Annotated in this window: 25 protein-coding genes; 8 read left to right on the top strand and 17 right to left on the bottom strand. The window is 61.8% G+C overall.

What is annotated here, in order from left to right; all coding sequences use genetic code 11:
- Nucleotides 1-49 precede the first annotated feature (49 nt).
- The 4 genes from arsH to JFT44_RS21340 are packed head-to-tail and all read right to left on the bottom strand — an operon-like array spanning nucleotide 50 to nucleotide 2,890.
- Entirely contained in the window at nucleotides 50-736 is a 687-nt protein-coding gene (arsH, locus tag JFT44_RS21355) for an arsenical resistance protein ArsH (protein ID WP_198792546.1), read from the bottom strand.
- Nucleotides 737-748: 12 nt separating this feature from the next.
- Nucleotides 749-1,219, bottom strand: a complete 471-nt coding sequence (locus JFT44_RS21350; protein WP_057440034.1) for an arsenate reductase ArsC — start codon at nucleotides 1,217-1,219, stop codon at nucleotides 749-751.
- Between the two features lie 12 nt (nucleotides 1,220-1,231).
- Entirely contained in the window at nucleotides 1,232-2,515 is a 1,284-nt protein-coding gene (locus JFT44_RS21345; protein ID WP_057440035.1) for an arsenic transporter, read from the bottom strand.
- An 18-nt stretch (nucleotides 2,516-2,533) separates the two neighbouring features.
- Nucleotides 2,534-2,890 carry a metalloregulator ArsR/SmtB family transcription factor gene (locus JFT44_RS21340; RefSeq protein ID WP_057444819.1) on the bottom strand — a complete coding sequence of 119 codons (357 nt, stop codon included), beginning with the start codon at nucleotides 2,888-2,890 and terminating at the stop codon, nucleotides 2,534-2,536.
- 175 nt (nucleotides 2,891-3,065) lie between these two features.
- Here JFT44_RS21340 and JFT44_RS21335 point away from each other — a divergent pair, with 175 nt between their 5' ends.
- The 4 genes from JFT44_RS21335 to JFT44_RS21320 all read left to right on the top strand — a co-directional run bounded on the left by JFT44_RS21335 (nucleotide 3,066) and on the right by JFT44_RS21320 (nucleotide 4,769).
- On the top strand, nucleotides 3,066-3,281 hold the full coding sequence (locus JFT44_RS21335) for a hypothetical protein (protein ID WP_003212603.1): 216 nt from the start codon (nucleotides 3,066-3,068) through the stop codon (nucleotides 3,279-3,281).
- A 91-nt stretch (nucleotides 3,282-3,372) separates the two neighbouring features.
- The gene (locus tag JFT44_RS21330; protein ID WP_198831109.1) at nucleotides 3,373-4,062 is read left to right on the top strand and encodes an AzlC family ABC transporter permease; all 690 of its coding nucleotides are present in this window, start codon (nucleotides 3,373-3,375) and stop codon (nucleotides 4,060-4,062) included.
- Nucleotides 4,063-4,064: 2 nt separating this feature from the next.
- A complete protein-coding gene (locus JFT44_RS21325; RefSeq protein WP_057440036.1) occupies nucleotides 4,065-4,376 on the top strand; it encodes an AzlD domain-containing protein in 312 nt (103 codons plus the stop codon).
- 39 nt (nucleotides 4,377-4,415) lie between these two features.
- The gene (locus tag JFT44_RS21320) at nucleotides 4,416-4,769 is read left to right on the top strand and encodes a hypothetical protein (RefSeq protein ID WP_057440037.1); all 354 of its coding nucleotides are present in this window, start codon (nucleotides 4,416-4,418) and stop codon (nucleotides 4,767-4,769) included.
- A 136-nt stretch (nucleotides 4,770-4,905) separates the two neighbouring features.
- On the opposite strand, the gene JFT44_RS21315 is transcribed toward JFT44_RS21320, so the two are convergent.
- The 11 genes from JFT44_RS21315 to JFT44_RS21265 all read right to left on the bottom strand — a co-directional run bounded on the left by JFT44_RS21315 (nucleotide 4,906) and on the right by JFT44_RS21265 (nucleotide 14,715).
- The gene (locus tag JFT44_RS21315; RefSeq protein ID WP_057959594.1) at nucleotides 4,906-5,610 is read right to left on the bottom strand and encodes a YoaK family protein; all 705 of its coding nucleotides are present in this window, start codon (nucleotides 5,608-5,610) and stop codon (nucleotides 4,906-4,908) included.
- A 79-nt stretch (nucleotides 5,611-5,689) separates the two neighbouring features.
- The gene (locus tag JFT44_RS21310; RefSeq protein ID WP_198817434.1) at nucleotides 5,690-7,324 is read right to left on the bottom strand and encodes an ABC-F family ATP-binding cassette domain-containing protein; all 1,635 of its coding nucleotides are present in this window, start codon (nucleotides 7,322-7,324) and stop codon (nucleotides 5,690-5,692) included.
- A 146-nt stretch (nucleotides 7,325-7,470) separates the two neighbouring features.
- Entirely contained in the window at nucleotides 7,471-8,508 is a 1,038-nt protein-coding gene (locus tag JFT44_RS21305; protein WP_198817433.1) for a DNA topoisomerase IB, read from the bottom strand.
- A 66-nt stretch (nucleotides 8,509-8,574) separates the two neighbouring features.
- Entirely contained in the window at nucleotides 8,575-9,654 is a 1,080-nt protein-coding gene (gene modC, locus JFT44_RS21300; protein ID WP_120734425.1) for a molybdenum ABC transporter ATP-binding protein, read from the bottom strand.
- A 5-nt stretch (nucleotides 9,655-9,659) separates the two neighbouring features.
- Complete coding sequence (gene modB, locus JFT44_RS21295) at nucleotides 9,660-10,340, bottom strand: molybdate ABC transporter permease subunit (protein WP_057440041.1); 681 nt, start codon at nucleotides 10,338-10,340, stop codon at nucleotides 9,660-9,662.
- Nucleotides 10,341-11,093 carry a molybdate ABC transporter substrate-binding protein gene (modA, locus tag JFT44_RS21290; RefSeq protein ID WP_169990248.1) on the bottom strand — a complete coding sequence of 251 codons (753 nt, stop codon included), beginning with the start codon at nucleotides 11,091-11,093 and terminating at the stop codon, nucleotides 10,341-10,343.
- Between the two features lie 110 nt (nucleotides 11,094-11,203).
- Nucleotides 11,204-12,268, bottom strand: a complete 1,065-nt coding sequence (locus tag JFT44_RS21285; RefSeq protein ID WP_120732880.1) for a nitronate monooxygenase family protein — start codon at nucleotides 12,266-12,268, stop codon at nucleotides 11,204-11,206.
- 83 nt (nucleotides 12,269-12,351) lie between these two features.
- Nucleotides 12,352-13,428 carry a bifunctional DNA-binding transcriptional regulator/O6-methylguanine-DNA methyltransferase Ada gene (gene ada, locus JFT44_RS21280; protein ID WP_057959599.1) on the bottom strand — a complete coding sequence of 359 codons (1,077 nt, stop codon included), beginning with the start codon at nucleotides 13,426-13,428 and terminating at the stop codon, nucleotides 12,352-12,354.
- Nucleotides 13,429-13,515: 87 nt separating this feature from the next.
- Nucleotides 13,516-14,184 (bottom strand): DNA oxidative demethylase AlkB, encoded by a 669-nt coding sequence (gene alkB / locus JFT44_RS21275; protein ID WP_120732882.1) that lies wholly within the window; start codon nucleotides 14,182-14,184, stop codon nucleotides 13,516-13,518.
- 31 nt (nucleotides 14,185-14,215) lie between these two features.
- Nucleotides 14,216-14,383, bottom strand: a complete 168-nt coding sequence (locus tag JFT44_RS21270) for a hypothetical protein (RefSeq protein WP_162947682.1) — start codon at nucleotides 14,381-14,383, stop codon at nucleotides 14,216-14,218.
- 29 nt (nucleotides 14,384-14,412) lie between these two features.
- Nucleotides 14,413-14,715: a DUF1883 domain-containing protein gene (locus JFT44_RS21265; RefSeq protein ID WP_003173824.1), complete on the bottom strand. Its 303-nt coding sequence runs from the start codon at nucleotides 14,713-14,715 to the stop codon at nucleotides 14,413-14,415.
- 213 nt (nucleotides 14,716-14,928) lie between these two features.
- On the opposite strand from JFT44_RS21265, the gene JFT44_RS21260 reads away from it, so the two are divergent.
- From JFT44_RS21260 to JFT44_RS21245, 4 genes are all read left to right on the top strand, one after another.
- Nucleotides 14,929-15,279, top strand: coding sequence for a hypothetical protein (locus JFT44_RS21260; protein ID WP_057440046.1), 351 nt, complete (start codon nucleotides 14,929-14,931; stop codon nucleotides 15,277-15,279).
- A gap of 182 nt (nucleotides 15,280-15,461) precedes the next feature.
- Complete coding sequence (locus tag JFT44_RS21255; RefSeq protein WP_057959601.1) at nucleotides 15,462-16,112, top strand: cytochrome c; 651 nt, start codon at nucleotides 15,462-15,464, stop codon at nucleotides 16,110-16,112.
- Complete coding sequence (locus JFT44_RS21250; protein WP_057959602.1) at nucleotides 16,109-17,032, top strand: c-type cytochrome; 924 nt, start codon at nucleotides 16,109-16,111, stop codon at nucleotides 17,030-17,032. Before JFT44_RS21255 ends, JFT44_RS21250 begins: the two co-directional genes overlap by 4 nt.
- Nucleotides 17,033-17,105: 73 nt before the next feature.
- The gene (locus JFT44_RS21245; RefSeq protein WP_057440048.1) at nucleotides 17,106-17,336 is read left to right on the top strand and encodes a hypothetical protein; all 231 of its coding nucleotides are present in this window, start codon (nucleotides 17,106-17,108) and stop codon (nucleotides 17,334-17,336) included.
- Between the two features lie 10 nt (nucleotides 17,337-17,346).
- Here the strand turns inward: JFT44_RS21245 and JFT44_RS21240 are convergent, their stop codons facing one another.
- Together JFT44_RS21240 and JFT44_RS21235 are read right to left on the bottom strand one after the other, a co-directional pair.
- Nucleotides 17,347-17,628: a hypothetical protein gene (locus JFT44_RS21240; RefSeq protein WP_057440049.1), complete on the bottom strand. Its 282-nt coding sequence runs from the start codon at nucleotides 17,626-17,628 to the stop codon at nucleotides 17,347-17,349.
- Nucleotides 17,629-17,783: 155 nt separating this feature from the next.
- The gene (locus tag JFT44_RS21235; protein WP_057959603.1) at nucleotides 17,784-18,737 is read right to left on the bottom strand and encodes a fimbrial protein; all 954 of its coding nucleotides are present in this window, start codon (nucleotides 18,735-18,737) and stop codon (nucleotides 17,784-17,786) included.
- Between the last annotated feature and the right edge of the window lie 73 nt (nucleotides 18,738-18,810).

Genomic DNA, 18,810 nt, shown 5'->3' with positions numbered 1-18,810 from the left:
GTGGGCTCAGTGGCATCGGGTGCAGCAAAGCATACGCGTTTACCTGCGTTCAGATCGACCGTTGATTGACCCGGTCAGAGAGCGATTGAGCATCTTCCTTGCGCTCAGAATAGCGCTGCACCAGTTCCGGATGCTCACGCACCAGCAGGGTGAACTTGACCAACTCTTCCATGACATCCACCACGCGATCATAGAGGGCTGAAGGTTTCATCCGGTCCTGATCGTCGAACTCCATGAAGGCCTTGGGCACAGATGACTGGTTGGGGATGGTCAGCATACGCATCCAGCGCCCCAGGACGCGCAGTTGGTTGACAGTGTTGAAAGACTGCGAGCCGCCGCAGACTTGCATCACCGCCAGGGTCTTGCCCTGGGTTGGGCGGATGGCACCCAGTGCCAGGGGTACCCAGTCGATTTGCGCCTTGAACACTGCTGACATCGAGCCGTGCCGTTCCGGTGAGCACCACACCTGGCCTTCGGACCATTGCATCAAGGCCAGTAGTTCCTGGACCTTGGGGTGATCGTTCGGAGCATCGTCCGGCATTGGCAGGCCGGCGGGGTTGAAGATCCGTGTCTCGGCGCCTAGATGCTGAAGCACGCGCGCCGCTTCTTCCACCAGGAGTCGGCTGAAAGAGCGCGTACGGTTGGAACCATAGAGCAGGAGAATCCGTGGCCGTTGTGCGGTGTCAGCGTGGAGTGGGGTGCTCAATGTGAGGTCGAGGTTGGGTAGGGTGGTCATGACATTCTCCGCTTATAACAAGCCAATACGATCCAGCTCAGCCTTGATCTGTGCCGCATCGAGGCGGTTGAACGGGAGGTCGAACAGCGCCCGGCAGCGGGTTTCGATGATCTGCAGGGTGGCCTGGAAGGCGGCGTCAATCTGCGCCTCGTCGCCGTGTAGGTCCGACGGGTCCTCAAGCCCCCAATGGGCCTTGATTGCCGGGCCAAAGTACACCGGGCAGGCTTCCTGGGCGGCTTTGTCGCACACGCTGATCACAATGTCGGGTGGGCTGTCTGCAAAGGCCTCATTGCCCTTGCTGTACAAACCGTCGGTGCTGATGCCCGCGGCCTGCAATGTACTCAGGCTGCGTGGCAGGACCTGGCCCTTGGGAAAGCTCCCGGCGCTGATGGCATGGAACCCTGGCGGGGCCAGGTGGTTGAACAGGGCTTCGCTGAGGATACTGCGGCAGCTGTTGGCGGTGCAGATGAACAGGACTTTCATGACAATTCTCCGTTAAACACTCAGGCGCAGGGCCAGCGCCGCCAGGGTAAGCAATAGCACCGGCAAGGTCAGGACGATGCCGACCTTGAAGTAGTACCCCCACGTAATACGGATGCCCTTGCGCGCCAGGATATGCAGCCAGAGCAACGTCGCCAGGCTGCCGATAGGGGTGATTTTCGGGCCCAGGTCGCTGCCGATCACGTTGGCGTAGATCATCGCCTCCTTGACCACGCCCACGGCATGGCTGGCCTCGATGGACAGCGCGCCGATCAGCACCGTCGGCAGGTTGTTCATCACCGAAGACAGCAGCGCCGTCAGCAACCCGGTGCCCAGGGCCGCGCCCCACACGCCGTAATCGGCGAAGGTGTTGAGCCAGGTGGCGAGGTAAGTGGTCAGTCCGGCGTTACGCAGGCCGTAGACCACCAGGTACATGCCCAGGGAGAAAATCACGATCTGCCAGGGCGCTTCCTTGAGCACCTTGCGTGTGGAAATCTTGTGGCCTTTGGCGGCGATCACCAGCAGGAGCAGGGCGCAGGCGGCCGAGATGGCGCTGATGGGAATACCCAGGGGTTCGAGGGCAAAGCAGCCGACCAGCAGGATGCCCAGCACCCACCAGGCCGCGTGGAAAGTTGCCGGGTCATGAATGGCACTGGCCGGTTCAGGCAGGTCGGCGGGGTCATAACTGTGCGGGATGTCACGACGGAAGAACCACAGCAGCACGGCCAGGGTAGCGGCGACGCTGACCAGGTTGACTGGCACCATCACTGCCGCGTACTGGTTGAAGCCGATGTTGAAGTAGTCCGCCGAGACGATATTCACCAGGTTGGAGACCACCAGCGGCAGGCTGGCGGTGTCGGCGATAAACCCTGCACCCATCACGAAGGCCAGGGTGGCGGCGGGTGAGAAGCGCAGGGCCAGAAGCATCGACATGACAATCGGCGTCAGGATCAGGGCCGCACCGTCATTGGCGAACAGTGCCGAGACCAGCGCCCCCAGCAGCACCATATAGGCGAACAGCCGGCGGCCACGGCCGCGCCCCCAGCGCGCGACATGCAGCGCGGCCCAGGCGAAGAAGCCGGCCTCGTCGAGGATCAGGCTGATGATGATCAGGGCGACGAAGGTGCCGGTGGCATTCCAGATGATCTGCCACACCACGGGGATATCCGCCAGGCTGATGACGCCGCAAGCCAGGGCCAGGATCGCGCCTATGGATGCGCTCCAGCCAACCCCCAGGCCTTTGGGTTGCCAGATGACCAAGACAATGGTGACGAGAAATATCGCGAAGGCGATCAGCATAAAAGTGTTCTCCAGGGGTCAGCAGCAGGTGCTGGCGCGTTGCGGTCGGTCACCCATTGCCGCCAGGCGCTGTGCGTCGCTTTGCAGCCAGGCTTGATTGGCTTGCAAGGTGGTCTCCAGCACCGTGCTCACCCATTGCGGCAACTGGGGATTTAGGCGGTAGTAAATCCACTGGCCCTGGCGACGGTCTACCAGCAGCGCGCAACTGCGCAGTTGTGCCAGGTGACGGGAAATTTTTGGCTGGCTGTCATCCAGGGCATGGATCAGCTCGCAGACGCACAGCTCGCCTTCGCGCAGGATCAACAAGATCAGCCTGATGCGTGTCGCATCGGCCAGGCATTTAAAAACGTCTGGGGGGGAGAACGGATCGCTCATGATCGGCGCCACTAAACATATGAGGATGCGAATATACGGATATCCATATGTAGTGTGCAACGAATATCCCGTTGATCCAGGTCAAGGGTCTGGGGATTGCCGGCAAGTGACTGAAATTAAAATGAAACACAACTGTCCTAAAGTGCCCGCCATTGATGAAAAAGGAAGTAACCGTGTGACCCGTGCCACTCGCAACCTGCGCAAGACCCTCGATTCCGTCGCGGACAACAACGAAACCGCGGCCTTCGATTTGATGCGCGCTGTCGAAAAACTCAGCGATGAAGTGCTGCGCCAGCGCCTGCTCAACACCATCCACCGGCTCAACCAGGATGCCCACGAACTGCGTGAGGCCAGGGATGCGGTGGAGCGGGTGTCGGTCAAGCTGGCCTGAATCGGCGGCTTAGCCGCGCGCAAGATCATTCAAGACAATCGCTGCGCTGGCAGGCATGCTTACGGGCTGTTTGCCGATGAGCCTGTTGTCCATGCCTACTGCCTTACCGCATTACGCTTTCGCCCGTGGCGCGATTGCGGTTATTCCCCTGTCGCTGGCCTGTGCCCCATGGGGCCTGTTGGCCGGTTCCCTGGCGATTGACGCCCAGTTCACCCCGCTGGAAAGCCAGGGTCTGTCGGCCATTGTGTTTGCCGGTGCGGCGCAGTTGGTGGCGATTGGCATGGTCAAGAGCGGCGCGAGCCTGATCGCCATTTTGCTCACCACCTTGCTGCTGACCTCTCAGCATCTGCTGTATGGCATGCATATGCGCAGCACCCTGTCGCCTTTGCCGGCGCGGTGGCGCATGAGCCTGGGCTTTTTGCTGACCGACGAGTTCTTTGCCCTGGTCAGCCAATACGACCGCCAGACCTTCAACCGCTGGTATGCCCTGGGCGTGGGCCTGACGTTCTACGTGGCCTGGAACCTGTTCACCCTGGCCGGCATCGTGCTCGGCAAGAGCATCCCCAACCTCGATCAACTGGGCCTGGAGTTCTCCATCGCCGCGACCTTTATCGCCTTGATCACCCCGGTGGTGCGTGATGTGCCGACGGTGGTGTGTGTGGCGGTGGCCCTGCTGTTTTCGGTACTGCTCAGCTACTGGCACTGGGAGTGGGCGGTGGTGGTCTCGGGGTTGTTGGGCATGAGTGCAGGCTATGCCTGCAAGCGCTTGGGAGTGGGGTAGCGATGATTTTTGTGATGATTATCGGCATGGGCCTGGCGGTGTTTTTCAACCGTTATCTGTTTCTTGAGCCGCGCTTGCCGGTTCGCCTGAATCGCGGCGCCCGGGAGTTTCTCGGTTTTGCGGTGCCCGGCATGTTGACGGCGATCTGCGGGCCGATCATTTTCCTGGCCGAGCACAAGCTCAACCTGAGCCCCACCAACCCCTACCTGCTGGCCGGTATCTGCGCGGTGGCCTTGATGTTCTGGACGCGCAGCGTCTTGACCACGGTGCTATCAAGCATGGCGCTGTTCTATCTGTTTCGCTGGTTGTTGTAGGCAGTGGTACAGTCGCGTTTTTTTCAAGGAAGCGATGGCATGCGGAAGGTGGTGATAGGTGCGTTGGTCCTGGCGGCGCTGGCCGGTTGCGCAGGTTCGAAGATGAAAGACGCACGCGCAGGCGCGCCCTATAAAACCCTGGCCTCTGACAAGGCCGCGCTGGTCGTTGCCCAGTGCATCCAGTTCGGTTGGCAGGACGAAGCGGTGTTCGGCGTTGATGCCGGGGGCTTTATGGAGCCGGCGCAAGGCGGTGGTCATACGGTCTACACCACGGGCGGTGACTACTTTGTCGATGTGCGCAGTGCCGGCGCCAGCACCACCGTCAGTTACTACGCAGCCGAAGATAATTTCGCTGCCAAGCGTCGCCTGGCGGCCTTGGCGACCTGTCTGTAGTTTGTTTCCTTAGATTTCTTCAGAAATGCCCGGCGGACACACCGCCGGCTTTGCCTTAATATTCTCGCGCTCGCCCAACATCATGGCTCTTTACCAGTACATGGACGTCGAGGCCTTGTGTTGGGCGGGCACCTTTTCAGCGTGGCATATAACCCAAGTGCCAACGCCGTGGGATCTTCAGCGACAGCAGACCCAGTAGCGCCGACAGCAGGCCGCTGACCAGCAGGGCGCGAATGCCCATCTGATGCTCCAGCAAAGCGCCGATCACCGCGCCGACAAACATCCCGGCCCAGGGAATCAACTGTACGCGCCAGCCATCGCGACGCTCCCCCAGCATCCAGCGCCCCAGCCCCCGACCGAACCGCGACAACGCGCCGGTCACGTAAGTCAGCCCCACGGGCAGGCCATTGACCTGTTCCACCGCCGCATTGAGCATGCCCATGGCAATGATCGCGGCCAGCACGGCAGGCAATTGTTCGGCCAGCGGCCACGCTGCTGCCCCGCACAATAGCGTGGCAATACATAGCAACAGCGGCAACGCGTGGCGCTTGCTGATCCGACTGATGATCACACCCAGGGCGTTCCCCAGAATAAACGTCGCCACCAGCAGCGTCAGACGTCCGGTCAGCCCCAGGTCGCCTTCACTGATCGCCACCGCCAGCCGCGTGGTGTTGCCGCTCATGAACGAGACAAAATCGCCACTGGCCATAAAGCCAATGGCGTCAGTCATGCCGGCCAGTACCGAGAGGCTGGCTACCAGCGTCAGGCCAATGCGCCCGCGCCATTTGTGCTGATGCTGCAGGACGGTATTGACCAAGGGTTTCGGGGAGGAGGGCAGCACGGCGGGAGGTTCCTCAATGAGATTATCCGGCCACTACCGTAGGACGCTTTCCTCTGAACTGCAATGACTTGGAACATCTTCAGTTCACCTCCAAGCGCCAGCCCATGGCGTCCCAGGTCAGGACGTGAGTCGGCTTGAGTGCCTGCAGAAATGCCGCGTCATGGGAGACCGCAATCAGCGCGCCGCTAAACCCTTGCAAAGCCTGTTCGAAGGCCATTACCGACTCCAGGTCCAAATGGTTGGTGGGCTCGTCCAGCAGCAGCAATTGCGCCGGGGTCTTGCGCCATAAGGCAATCGCCATGGCGGCCTTCAACCGCTCGCCGCCACTGAGCTGGCCGATGGGTTGGGTTACGCGCAATGCGTCCAGTTGCAACAGGGCCAGGCGGGTGCGCAGCTCGGCTTCGGCCAGGGGCGTGTCCATCAGTTTGAGTTGTTCGACGATCGACTGCCGGTCATCGAGCAGCGTCAACTGTTGATCGAGATAGGCACAGGGTACGTGCACCGTGCAGGCGCCGCTGACCGGTTGCCATTGGCCGGCCAGCAGCTTGAGCAGGGTGGACTTGCCGCAACCATTGGGACCGTGGACTGCGACCCGTATCGGCCCACACAGGCTTGCGTTGATAAAGGTGCTCGGCGCGTGGGGAGCGAGCCAGGGCAGTTGGCAGTCGGTCAGGGTTAGCACCTGGCGGCCAGCAGGCAGGAGGGTGCCGGGCAAGGCGAGGAAGGTCGGTGTTTCGTCCACCACCCGTTCGTGGGCCGAGCGCACGCGTTCGTTCAACACCTGTTTGTGTTGCACGTGGGCGCTGCGCACGTTGCTGACGATTTCGTTGGCGGCGCCTTTCCAGCGGGATTTGGTGAAGGCATCGACGTTGGCGGTCTCGGCATGTTTACGGGCGCTCGCGGCGTGGCGCTGGAAGCTGTCGAGGTCTTTTTTCAGGCGCTGGCGCTCGCGGCGCCGATCCAGCCGGGCATGTTCTAGGGCGGCCTGGGCGGCGTGCTGCTGGGCATCGCGCTGCGCCCGGTAGTCGTCGTAGTTGCCGCCGTAGAGCCGGGCCCCGAGGGGCGACAGCTCGATGATTCGCCCCAGGGTGTTGAGCAGGCGCCGGTCATGACTGACCACCACCAGGGCGCCGCGCCAGGCGTTGAGAGTCGCCAGCAGCCAGTCGCGACCGGCGCTGTCGAGGTGGTTGGTGGGCTCGTCGAGAATCAGCAATTGCGGGGCGCGAAGTAAAGCACCTATCAGCGCGACTCTGGCCAGTTGGCCGCCACTGAGCTGTTCGGCGGGCTGGTCGGGGCTGATCTCGGCCAGGCCAGCGGCGTCCAGTGCCTGGCGCAGGCGTTCGGCCAGGTCCCAGCGATCATCAATCAGTTCCAGGTCGTCAGCCTGCGCTTGACCCCTGGCCAGGCGTTCAAGGGCGGCCAGGGTTTGTGCGCAACCGCTGGCCTGGGCCACGGTCTGCCCCGGTAACAGCTCAATGGTTTGTGGGACATAGGCGATACGGGCCGACGATTTGATCACGCCACAGGACGGAGCAAGCACGCCGGCCAGCAGGCGCGCCAATACGCTCTTGCCCATGCCATTACGGCCGACAATCCCGGTAGGGGTGTAATCAATAGACAGGTTGAGGTCTTCCAGCAGAATCTCGCCATTGGCGAACTGAAAACCCACGTGATGCAAGGAAACAAGTACAGGCAGCCGGTTGACGTCAGTCATCAGCACCTCCAGAACAATGTGGCACAAGCCAACAAGCGCGCCAGGCGGCTCGTTGCGTTTACATGTTGGAAGGCTTAGTTGTTCACGTCGGCGGTCGTCCTGCGGTCGGAAAGGACCGGTAGCCTAGCGCAGTTGCGTCATTTTTCCTACATCGGTGATGCCGCCGTCTGCAGTTGCTCAAGAAACATCGCCAGCCCCACCTCTTCGGCTTTCAAGCCCTTGCGCACCCTGGGCCTGGGCAGTTTCGCCAGCCCGCCCTGGCTGAAGTGCTCCAGCACCGCCGGGTGGATGTAGCACTTGCGGCACACCGCCGGGGTGTTGCCCAGTTGCCGGGCGACGTTCTTGACCATCTCCACCACGTGCCTTTTGGCATCCGACTCCGGCTGCCACGCCAGCTCCCGCAACACCGCCAGGGCCAGGGCGCTGCCGGCCCAGGTGCGATAGTCCTTGGCGGTAAAGTCGGCGCCGGTGAGGCTGTGCAGGTAGGCGTTGACGTCGGTGGAGCTGACGGTACGCCGCTCGCCGTTTTCGTCCAGGTACTGGAACAGGTTCTGCCCCGGCAACTCCAGGCAGCGCTTGAGCACGGTGGCCAGGCGCCGGTCCTTGATGCTGACCTGATGCTCGACACCGCTCTTGCCACGGAACTGGAACTGGATTTCGCTGCCCTTGATATCCACGTGGCGGGTGCGCAGGGTGGTCAGGCCATAGGAGCGGTTATCGCGGGCGTATTGGCTGTTGCCGACGCGGATCAGCGTGGCATCGAGCAATAACACCACGGTGGCCAGGACCTTCTCCCGATTGAAGCCCGGTGCGTCGACTTGCGCTTGCAGTTGCTTGCGCAATTTGGGTAGCGCATTGCCGAACTGCTGCAGGCGCGAATACTTGTCACTGTCGCGCACCTCGCGCCAGCGTGGGTGATAACGGTATTGCTTGCGGCCGCGCGCATCGCGCCCGGTGGCCTGCAGATGGCCCTTGGGGTCGGCGCAGATCCACACGTCGTTATAGGCCGGCGGGATGGCGAGGGCGTTGATCCGCTGGATTTCGTCGGCGTCGGTCAGGCGTTGGCCGTGGCTGTCGAAATACTGGAACTTGCCCCGCAGTTTGCGGCGGCTCAGGCCCGGTTGGCTGTCATCAACGTAGTGCAGGTCACGGGGCAGGTCGGCAGGCACGGTGGAGTCGGGCATGGGGCAAAGTCCTTGGCAATAAATCAGGCCGGTATGGCTGATTGACCGCAGCGTTGCGCCGTCCGTTCAAGCCAGTACCGCGACCGCCTTGATCTGTGCCCACAGTGCCTGCCCTGGATGCACGTGCAACTGGTCCCGCGAGTAACGGGTGATCCGCGCCAGTAACGGCGTGCCCGCAGCATCCAGCCGCACCAGCACATGGGCACTGTTATCGGCAGGGATCTCCTGGATCACGGTCACGGGCAAGCAGTTGAGAATACTGCTGTGCTCCCCGGGTTGCAGGCTGAGGCTGACATCCCGGGCGCGGACCTTGAACCGCAAGTGTTTGCCCGGCGCCAGCGGTGTATGGGCCACGCGCATTTGCAATGGGCTGTCGGGCAATTGCAGGGTCAGCAACTGGTAGTGGGCGTCGTGGCTGCTGACCGTGCCGTTGATCACCACGCCGGCATCGTCGCCCAGGGCCAGCGGCAGGTCGAGCCGCGCCAGGGTTTCGCCAATCGGGCCGCTGGCCAGGGCCTTGCCCTCGCTGAGCAGGACAATGTGATCGGCCAGGCGCGCCACCTCATCCTGGGCATGGCTGACGTACAGCACCGGGATTTCCAGTTGGTCGTGCAGGCGCTCCAGATAGGGCAGGATCTCGCCTTTGCGCTGGCTGTCGAGGGCAGCCAGGGGTTCGTCCATCAGCAGCAATTGCGGGCTGGTGAGCAGGGCACGGGCGATGCCGACGCGCTGGCGCTCACCGCCGGACAAATGCTCGGGATGGCGATCCAGCAGGTGGCCAATGCCCAGCAGTTGCGTGGCCTGGATCATGTCCACGCGGCGCTGGGCCTTGGGTATACGCTTGAGGCCGAACTCCAGGTTGGCCAGCACCGACAGGTGGGGAAACAGGCTGGCCTCCTGGAATACATAACCGAGGGCACGTTTGTGCGGCGGTACAAACACCCCGTTACGGCTGTCTTGCCAGACCTGCTCGTTGATTTGCACAAACCCATCACCGGCCCGCTCCAACCCGGCAATGCAGCGCAGGCAGGTGGTCTTGCCCGAGCCGGAGTGCCCGTAGAGCGCGGTGACGCCACGCCCCGGCAGCCTCAGGTCCACGTCCAGGGCAAAGCCGGAATACTGCAGTTGCAGGCGCACCTCGATCATCGACATCAGCTCCAGCCCGCTTTGGTTTTACGGCTGGAGTAGAGCGCCAGCAACACCAGGAAAGAAAACACCACCATGGCCCCGGCCAGCCAGTGGGCTTGGGCGTATTCCATGGCTTCGACGTGATCGTAGATCTGCACCGAGACCACCCGGGTCTTGTCGGGAATATTGCCGCCGATCATCAGCACCACGCCAAACTCACCCACGGTATGGGCAAAACCGAGGATCGACGCGGTGATAAAACCGGGCCGGGCCAGGGGCAGGATCACCGTGAAAAAGGTATCCCAGGGGTTGGCCCGCAAGGTGGCGGCGACTTCCAGGGGGCGACTGCCGATGGCCGAGAACGCGTTCTGCAACGGTTGCACCACAAACGGCATGGAATAGATCACCGAGCCAATCACCAGGCCGGCGAAGCTGAAGGTCAGGGTGCCCAGGCCCAGCCATTGGGTGAACTGCCCGAGGTAGCCATGGGGGCCCATGGTCAGCAGCAGGTAGAAGCCAATCACCGTGGGCGGCAGCACCAGCGGCAGTGCCACGATCGCGCCGATGGGGCCGCGCCACCAGGAGCGGGTGCGCGATAGCCACAGGGCAATCGGAGTGCCGATGACCAGCAGAATCACGGTGGTCAGCGACGCCAGTTTCAGGGTCAACCAGATCGCAGAAAAATCGGCACTCGATAGGGGCATTTACAGTTGATAACCGTAGGATTTGATAATCGCGGCAGCTTTTGGCCCCTTGAGGTAGTCAACCAGCGCCTTGGCGGCCGGGTTGTCCTTGCCTTTATTGAGGATCACCGCGTCCTGTTTGATCGGGTCATGCATCTGGCCAGGAACGATCCACGCCGAGCCGCTGCTGACTTTGCCGTCTTTATAGATCTGCGACAAGGCGACAAAGCCCAACTCGGCATTGCCGGTGGACACAAACTGATAGGCCTGGGTGATGTTCTGGCCTTCGACCAGCTTGCTCTTGACCTGGTCGGTCAGGCCCAGCTTGGCCAGCACCTGGGTGGCTGCGAGGCCGTAGGGGGCGGCTTTCGGGTTGGCGATGGACAGGTGCTGGTATTGGTTTTTCTGCAGCACATCGCCCTTGGCATCCACATAACCTTCCTTGGCCGACCACAGCGCCAGGGTGCCGACGGCATAGGTGAAGCGCGAGCCCTTGACGGTGTCGCCTTCGCTCTCGAGCTTTTGCGGGGTGCTGTCGTCGGCACTGAGGAATACTTCAAACGGCGCGCCGTTCTTGATCTGGGCGTAGAACTGCCCGGTAGCCCCGTAGGCGGCGACCAGGGTGTGCCCGGTGTCTTGTTTGAAGTCGGCGGCGATGGCCTGTATAGGGGCGGTGAAGTTGGCGGCGACGGCTACCTGGACTTCATCGGCGTGGGCCGAGCCCAGGGTGAAGAGGGCAAGCAGGGTGGCCAGGCCTGGGGCGCGAATCATCATGCAGCAGCTCCTTGGGGTGCCGACGTGGCGGCTTGTCATAGGTAATCGCTATGTATGGGAATATATAGCGCTTCGCCATCGTCGGTACAGTGCAAAGTTGTCTCAGGGGCTCAGCGCTTATTAAGTTGCGCCAGGGCCTGCCGGGCCAGGTTCAGCGTCAGCTCGCGGGTCGACAGGTCCTGCCCCAGGCGCAGCGCCTGGCCGGCCCACAGGCTACTGAAGTCGGCTTCATCCAGGGCGCGCAAAGGCATCAAGGCACCGCCGGCCAATGGAAACGCCGGCGCCGCTGGGTTGATCGGCCCCAGTTCGCGCATCACCCGATTGACGATCCCCCGCGCCGGGCGCCCGGTGAACAGGTTGGTCAGGGCCGTTTCGCTGGCCTGGGCGCTGTGCAATGCCTGATGGTGGGCGGGGGTGATAGTGGCTTCGGGCGTGAACAGATAGGCCGTGCCGATCTGCACCGCCGAGGCGCCGAGGGCGAACGCGGCAACCATGCCCCGTGCATCGCCAATCCCACCGGCCGCGATCACCGGCACACTGACCGCATCGACGATCTGCGGCACCAGGGCCATTGTGCCAATCTGGCTGGTGAGGCGATCGCTGAGAAACATCCCGCGATGCCCACCGGCTTCATAGCCCATGGCAATGATTGCATCGCAGCCGTGCTGCTCCAGCCAGATCGCTTCTTCGACGGTGGTGGCCGATGACAGCACTTTTGCCCCGGTGGCCTTGACCCGGTCCAGCAGGGTTTTTTCCGGCAGGCCGAAGTGGAAACTGACTACCTCGGGGCGGAACTCTTCCACCACTTCGCAACTGGCAGTGTCGAACGGAGCGCGGTTGGAGACCGGGGTCGGTGCGTCAAAATCGGCCCCCAGTTCACGGTAGTAGGGCTCCAGCATCGCCTTCCACTGGCGGTCACGTTCGGGGGCAGGGGCTGGTGGCTGATGGCAGAAGAAATTGACGTTCAACGGTCGGGCACTGGCCTGGCGAATGGTGCTCAGCGCCTGGCGCAGTTGCTCGAGACTCAAGGTGGCCGCCGGCATTGAGCCGAGGGCGCCGGCCTGGCTTGCGGCAATCACCATCTGCGGGCTGGTGCTGCCGGCCATGGGGGCCTGGATGATCGGCAGGTCAATGCCCAAGAGGTCAATAATCCGCGTATCTGGCCAGGTGCTCATGGTTCGCTTCTCCAGTGGTGGAACGCCCGGGGAGGGCTGCCCGGCATTTTTAACAGGGGCGGCCAGGGCAAGGCCAGTCTGTATTATTCACTGGACGCAGGCGCCTGTTCATGCACGGTGCGGCGTTCGCGCTGGAGCAATTGCTGCTTGCGCTCCACCCCCCAGCGGTAGCCCGAAAGATGACCATCGCTGCGTACCACGCGGTGACAGGGAATCGCCACGGCCAGGCGATTGGCGCCGCACGCCTGGGCCACGGCGCGAAAGGCGCTGGGCGCGCCGATGCGTTGGGCAATCTCGGCATAGCTGGCCGTGCTGCCTAACGGAATGTCGCGCAGGGCCTGCCAGACACGCTCCTGGAACGCGGTGCCGCGCAGGTCCAGGGGCAGGTTCAGGCCCAGGGCAGGTGCTTCGATAAAACCCACCACCTGGGCGATCAACTGTTCAAAACCGGGGTCGGCGCCGATTAGATTGGCCTGCGGGAATTGGTCCTGCAGGTCGCGCGCCAGTTGGTCCGGGTCGTCGCCCAGGAGGATCGCGCAGACCCCGCGATTGCTTTGCGCCACCAGAATCGCCCCCAGGGAGCACTCGCCGATGGCAAAGTGGATATCGTTATGGATGCCGCCGGCCTTGTAGTCGCTGGGTGTCATGCCGAGCAACTGGTCGGCAGACGCATAGAAGCGGCTGTTGGAGTTGAAGCCTGCGTCGTACAGCGCGTCGGTCACCGACTGGTTGTCCTGCAGGTGAGCCCTGACCTTGCGTGAACGATGGGCCCGCGCATAGCCCCGTGGCGTCAGCCCGGTCAGGGTCTTGAATACCCGGTGGAAGTGGAAGGGGCTCAGGCCGGCGCCGTTGGCCAGGTCTTCCAGGGCCGGCAGGGTCTCGGCCTGTTCGATATGGCGGCAAGCGGCGGCGACCAGGTGCGCATGGCGTTGCGCGACCTGGGTCTGATCGGCCGAGGTGCGTTTATTGGGGCGGTACCCGGCGGCTTCGGCTTGCTGCGGGGTGTCGAAGAACTCGACGTTCTTGCGCAGCGGCTGGCGTGCGCTGCTGCTGGGACGGCAATACACCCCGGTGGTCTTGACCCCATAGACGAAGGTCAGGTCGGCGGTAGCGTCACGGGCAACAATGGCCGCCCAGCGCAGATCATCTTCAGTGCTCATGGCAGTAGCTCGGCAATGGATCAGTGGCCAGGATAATCACCGGGGAGGGGCCGCACACTCCGTTGCTTGCGGTTGAATTCACCGGGGTCAGCCGGCCGTGCGAAACGTCAGGTTGATCCGTTGTGGCCCCATGCGTGGGTGCGCGCCTTCCTTGATCGGCAGCACCCCATGAAAACGCAGGCGGTCAACGCCGCCCCAGACCGCCACGTCGCCATGGAACAGCGAGATCTTCTGCGTCTTGTCACTGCGTTGATGGCCACCAAACAGAAACACCGCCGGCAGGCCCAGGGACAGCGAGACCACCGGGGCGCTGTAGTCGCGCTCGTTTTTATCCTGGTGCAGGGACATCCTCGCACCCGGCACATAGCGGTTGATCAGGCAGGCGTCCGGCGCAAAACCGTCGAAGCCCGCTGCGCTGGCCGCGTTGATCGCCAGTTCGCGCAACACGGGCGGCATGCTCGGCCAGGGCTGCTGGCGCTCGGGGTCGAGGGAGCTGTAGCGATAGCCCTGGGGGCTGGTGGTCCAGCCCAGTGCGCCGCAACTGCTCAGGGCCGCCGACATGGTAAAACCACCGGGGGTGACCATATGCCGGAACGGGGACTGGACCAGGACGGCACGCAGCTCGGGCAAGACACGTTCAAGCCAGGGCAGGGCATAGCCCCTGAGGACGCAGGATTGTTCGCCGATTTGCTCGCGACGGGCCGGTTGCTGCAAGGCCTCGTCGCTGAACAGGTCGCCGGTGGAATGAGGGTCCATGTTGCACAATCACTCCGCTGCTGGTGATGGTTTACAGGGCCTTGCTCACGGTGATCTCAGTGATTTCGTCACTGGCATCGTGGATTTTCGCCAAGGCCGCCTGGGCTTCTTCGGTGCTGGCCGACTGCAGTTGGGCAAATTCAAAACGGCGTTCGCCGTTGAGCTTGTACTTGATGACGTATTTGGTGGTCTGGTTCACGGGCATTCCTGTGGTGTAAGGCAGCGCAATCAGCTGAGTTTGGTGCTGGTGCGGCGAACAATGCGGATTTTATGGGACAAGGCCGGCTTGCGGGTAACGCTGATGGCACGGCGTGTCACCACATCCAGGGTGATGTTCCAGAACCCGGTGCTTGGCGCGGTGATCTTGGCCGGGAATTTGTCGAACGCGCCACCGTGATACGTGTGGCGACCACCATTTTTGAAGCTGCGGAAATTCGCATCGCTCATCAGGCGGATATTGCAGGTCTGCGAGCATTCAATGACGACAATGTCCCCTTCGTTCAAGTGTTCGCGCTGGTGGATGAATTTCATGGGGGGTGTCTCCAGAAGGGCTTTTTCTGAAAAATCAGAACGATACGTGGGTTAAGATGGAGTTTATCAGCCCCAGCACGTTTATTATCGGGTCGTCGTCGGCGTCTTCGACAATTTAAAACAGTTATTTACCGATATATCAGGGATAAATCCTACGTGGGCGGGAGAAAAATACCATCTTCGCTGTCGTAGGGTCTTTATCGGAGGTTTTGTATGAAGTGGAGTGTATTGGTTCTGGCCCTGGCAATAGGTGGATGTGCTTCGGTTTCAGACATCAAGCAGACACCGCCAACCCTGGCGGTTATCTCCGGGAAAAAACCGCAGGAATACGCGGCGTGTGTGGTGCAGAAACTGTCGGCGACCCGTCGCCCGTCGCAGATCGAGCCGCTCAAGGAAGGTGTGCGGGTAATTGTGCCGCAGAAGTTTTCGGCTGACCCGTCGGCCATTTTCGAGATTGAAGACCGCTCCAGCGGTAGCAGCATCAAGCTCTACGAGAGCATGTCCAATGTGCCGATTCGTCCGGGTGATGTGAAGAAAGCTGCGGAAGACTGCATTTCCGGCTGAGTCCACCTCACCGCTCATACGCGATCAACTCCGATCAAGAAGCCTGGCCTGCGCTTGCAGTGCCGGGCTTTTTATTGCCTGAAATTTCTTACCCAGCGGTTGTGACTGTCAGCCCATTACCCTACCATTTGTAGGCTTATGCATTGTAGGTCTAAGCATATAACTATAAAAATGGAGTCGTGATGATGTCTGTGGAGAGAGTGTTGATGGGTGGCGCCCTGCTGCTCATGCTCGGCAGCGCGCAGGCGCTGGAGGGCAAAAAGGTGTTCAATGAAGGTGGCGCGCAGCCTGGCGCGGCGGCTTGCATGGCGTGCCATGGCGCCGATGGCCTGGGGCTGGCGGCTGCGGGGTTTCCGCGGCTGGCGGGGTTGCCGGAGGCTTACCTGAGCAAACAACTGCATGACTTCCAGAGTGGTGCGCGCAGCAACCCGGTGATGACGTCGCTGGCCAAGGCGCTTACCGATGAAGAAATCGCCGCAGTGACCCAGACGCTGGCGGCGATGCCGGCGCCGGCCGTGCAAACCGGCCATCGCAGCATGGCCCCGACCAATCCCACCGAAAAACTGGCACTGCAGGGGGCCTGGGAGCGGCAGATTCCTGCGTGTGTCAGTTGCCATGGCCCTGCAGGTGTCGGCGTTGGCGAGGCGTTCCCGCCGCTGTCCGGGCAATCTGCCGCCTACCTGGCCGCCCAGCTCAATGCCTGGCGCAGTGGCACCCGGCACAATGATCCCAATGACCTGATGGGCCATGTGGCCAAATCCCTCACGGATGACGAAGTGCAGGGGATTGCCGGTTATTTCGCCTCCTTGCCTGGCCAGGAGGTCAAGCCATGAAGAACCTGTCATTTGCACCCGTGCTGGTCGCGTTGATCAGTGTGCCGGCGTTGGCCGCACCGATAGCCATGGAAGATCAGTCGCAACTGCAGGTGCCGGCTGCGGTGCCTGCCACCACGGCGTTCCAGCCACCTCAGACAAGCGAGTTGCCCGACAATGCCTACGGCAAGTTGGTGATGCAGGGTTATGCGTTGTTCGTCGACACCAAGCGCCTGGCGCCGCAGTTTGTCGGCAACGGTCTCAATTGCAGCAACTGCCACCTGGATCAGGGGCGCCTGGCCAACTCCTCGCCGCTGTGGGGGGCTTACCCGATGTACCCGGCCTATCGAAAAAAGAATGACAAGGTCAACTCCTTCGCCGAACGCTTGCAGGGTTGCTTCCAGTTCAGCATGGACGGCGGCACGCCACCGGCAGCCGACAGCCCTGAGATTGCCGCGCTGTCGACCTACGCTTACTGGCTGGCGAGCAAGGCGCCGCTGGGCGTGGAGTTGCCTGGGCGTGGTTACCCTGATGTGCCACAACCGGCCAAAGGCTACAACCTGGCGCAAGGGGCCGAGGTGTACAAGGCACAGTGTGCGGTGTGCCATGGCGGCGAGGGGCAGGGGCAGAAGGTCGGTGATAGTTACGTGATGCCACCGTTGTGGGGCAAGGACTCCTATAACTGGGGCGCCGGTATGCACCGGATCAACACGGCGGCCTCCTTTATCAAGCACAACATGCCGCTGGGCAAGGGCGGTAGCTTGAGCGACCAGCAGGCCTGGGACGTGGCGGCCTACGTCAACCGCCATGAGCGCCCCCAGGATCCGCGCCTGGTGGACGGCTCGGTGGAGAAGACCCGCGTCAAGTTCCACGCCAATGATGGCGTGAATCTGTATGGGCAAACGGTTGATGGCGTACTGATTGGCCAAGGCATCCGTTAAACTATCGGCCGACCACAAAAAATGCCGCTCAAACCCCGGGGTTTGAGCGGCATTGTCATTCTGGAAAGCAATTATGAAACGTGAACGCGTCAGAGAGCGGCATGCAGAGGGTCACATCTCTGCGACCCATGTGATTCAAAATCCGGCCAATTCGGGGGAGTGGATTGTATTTTTCAAGAAAAGCGGCGGGCGCAGCTTTTTCCTGGTGGATGACCAGGACGAGGTCGAATCCTTTGCGAAACTGGATGACCTGATCGATACCATTCGTAGCCTGGGCATCAAGTTCGCCGAGATTCACATGTAACCGCCCGGGGTTACTTGCAGACCACCACCACACTGCGGCCCTTGAAATTGCCCACGTCCACGCCCAGGGTCTTGTCGCTGTCCTGCAAGGCCGGCGTGCCTTCGGTACCGACGATGCGGTAACCGGTGCCTGCGCAGGATGCATCGGCTTTTTCATAGCAACTGGCCCAAGAGTTGGCCTCGCCCGAGCAGTCGATGGTCAGGCCTTGTTCGCCATTTTTCAGATAGATATCAGATGTGGTGGTGCAGCCGGCAAGCGCCAGTACCGAGATCAGTGCCAGGATTTTGTTCATGAGTTGGGTCGTCGTCGAGGGTGTTGGAGGGGCGCTGACACTGTCGTGGGGCGTTGGCGCGAGAGTATAGCGAACTGCCACTTAATGCGCAGTCTCAGAAACAAAGTCTGTGACTGCGCCCCCGCGATGTGTCCAGCCCTGGCCTTCTGCGTGTGTCATGGCACACCCATCACGAGTACACCGCTGCCGCTGACGGGGCCTGGGGTGGGCAGGGATCCGGCTCGCCGGACGAGGGTAAACGTCACATCGTCGCCGCCCACGCTATTGGTAATACTGGACAGGAAGGCGCCGCCGACCTGGACGGCCGTTGCGCTCCTTACGAGTGCCGTGCCGACATCCGGGTTGCTCATCAGCAGTAGCCTGGAGTCGAACGATGACGGCGTACCTTTGTAGGTAATGGTGATCGGCGTGGTGATCCCCGGGTCCGGGCACGCGTAGGTGAGTCGGCGGTCACGGCGAACGGTGGTTGTCAGCGGGTCGGTGCCGATTGCCCTTTGGTGTACATCGCCGAAGTCGATCTCGATCGGGTTGTTATTGTTGATCGTGCAGGTTGACGGGGAAATGGTGAAGTCGTTGGCGGCGGTATAAGTGACCGTGAGTTGCGGTCGGGTGCCGTCGAAATTGTTCGAGCTGGTGAGGCGCAACAGGCCTAGGGTGTCTCCTGTGCGTACATCAATCGGATTGGAGGGATCGTTACGCACCAGAATATAGGGGGTGATATTGATCGGGTAGCCGATCCCGTTGTTGGGCATGGTGGCCACGCGGATACCCGCCGGAACCGGCGTATCGAGGAAGCTGCCATTGATGCGCAAACCGCTCCTTTCCCGGGTGAATTTGGGGCCGGACGTCCAGGGCGTTCCCGAGGCATTCCCGGTTGCCCAGTAATCCTCTCCCCAAACGGGGCCTGCGCCGGCGGTAAACCGACATTCGAGTCGGGCGCCCTCCATCAGAATCCTCACGCGATCTGTATCGAGCCGTACGTCTACGGGAACGGTCAGGTGGGTCACCCGCGCCCACTCCCCACCATTGATCCGACAATCGACAGCCAGCGCGGCCGAACTAACGCTAATCAGCAGGAGAAGCACCATGGCTTCATATAGTCGTTTCATCTTGATCTCTCGTTGCTTCTCTACGCAGGCGCTGTCCAGCGAACAATCAGTCGCTGTAAACCTGGTTGGCCTG

The sequence above is a fragment of the Pseudomonas sp. MF5691 genome (genome assembly GCF_016405645.1).
GTDB lineage: Bacteria > Pseudomonadota > Gammaproteobacteria > Pseudomonadales > Pseudomonadaceae > Aquipseudomonas > Aquipseudomonas shahriarae.
Note: the sequence above shows the minus strand (reverse complement) of the source record. Positions and strands in the feature narration are given on the sequence as shown.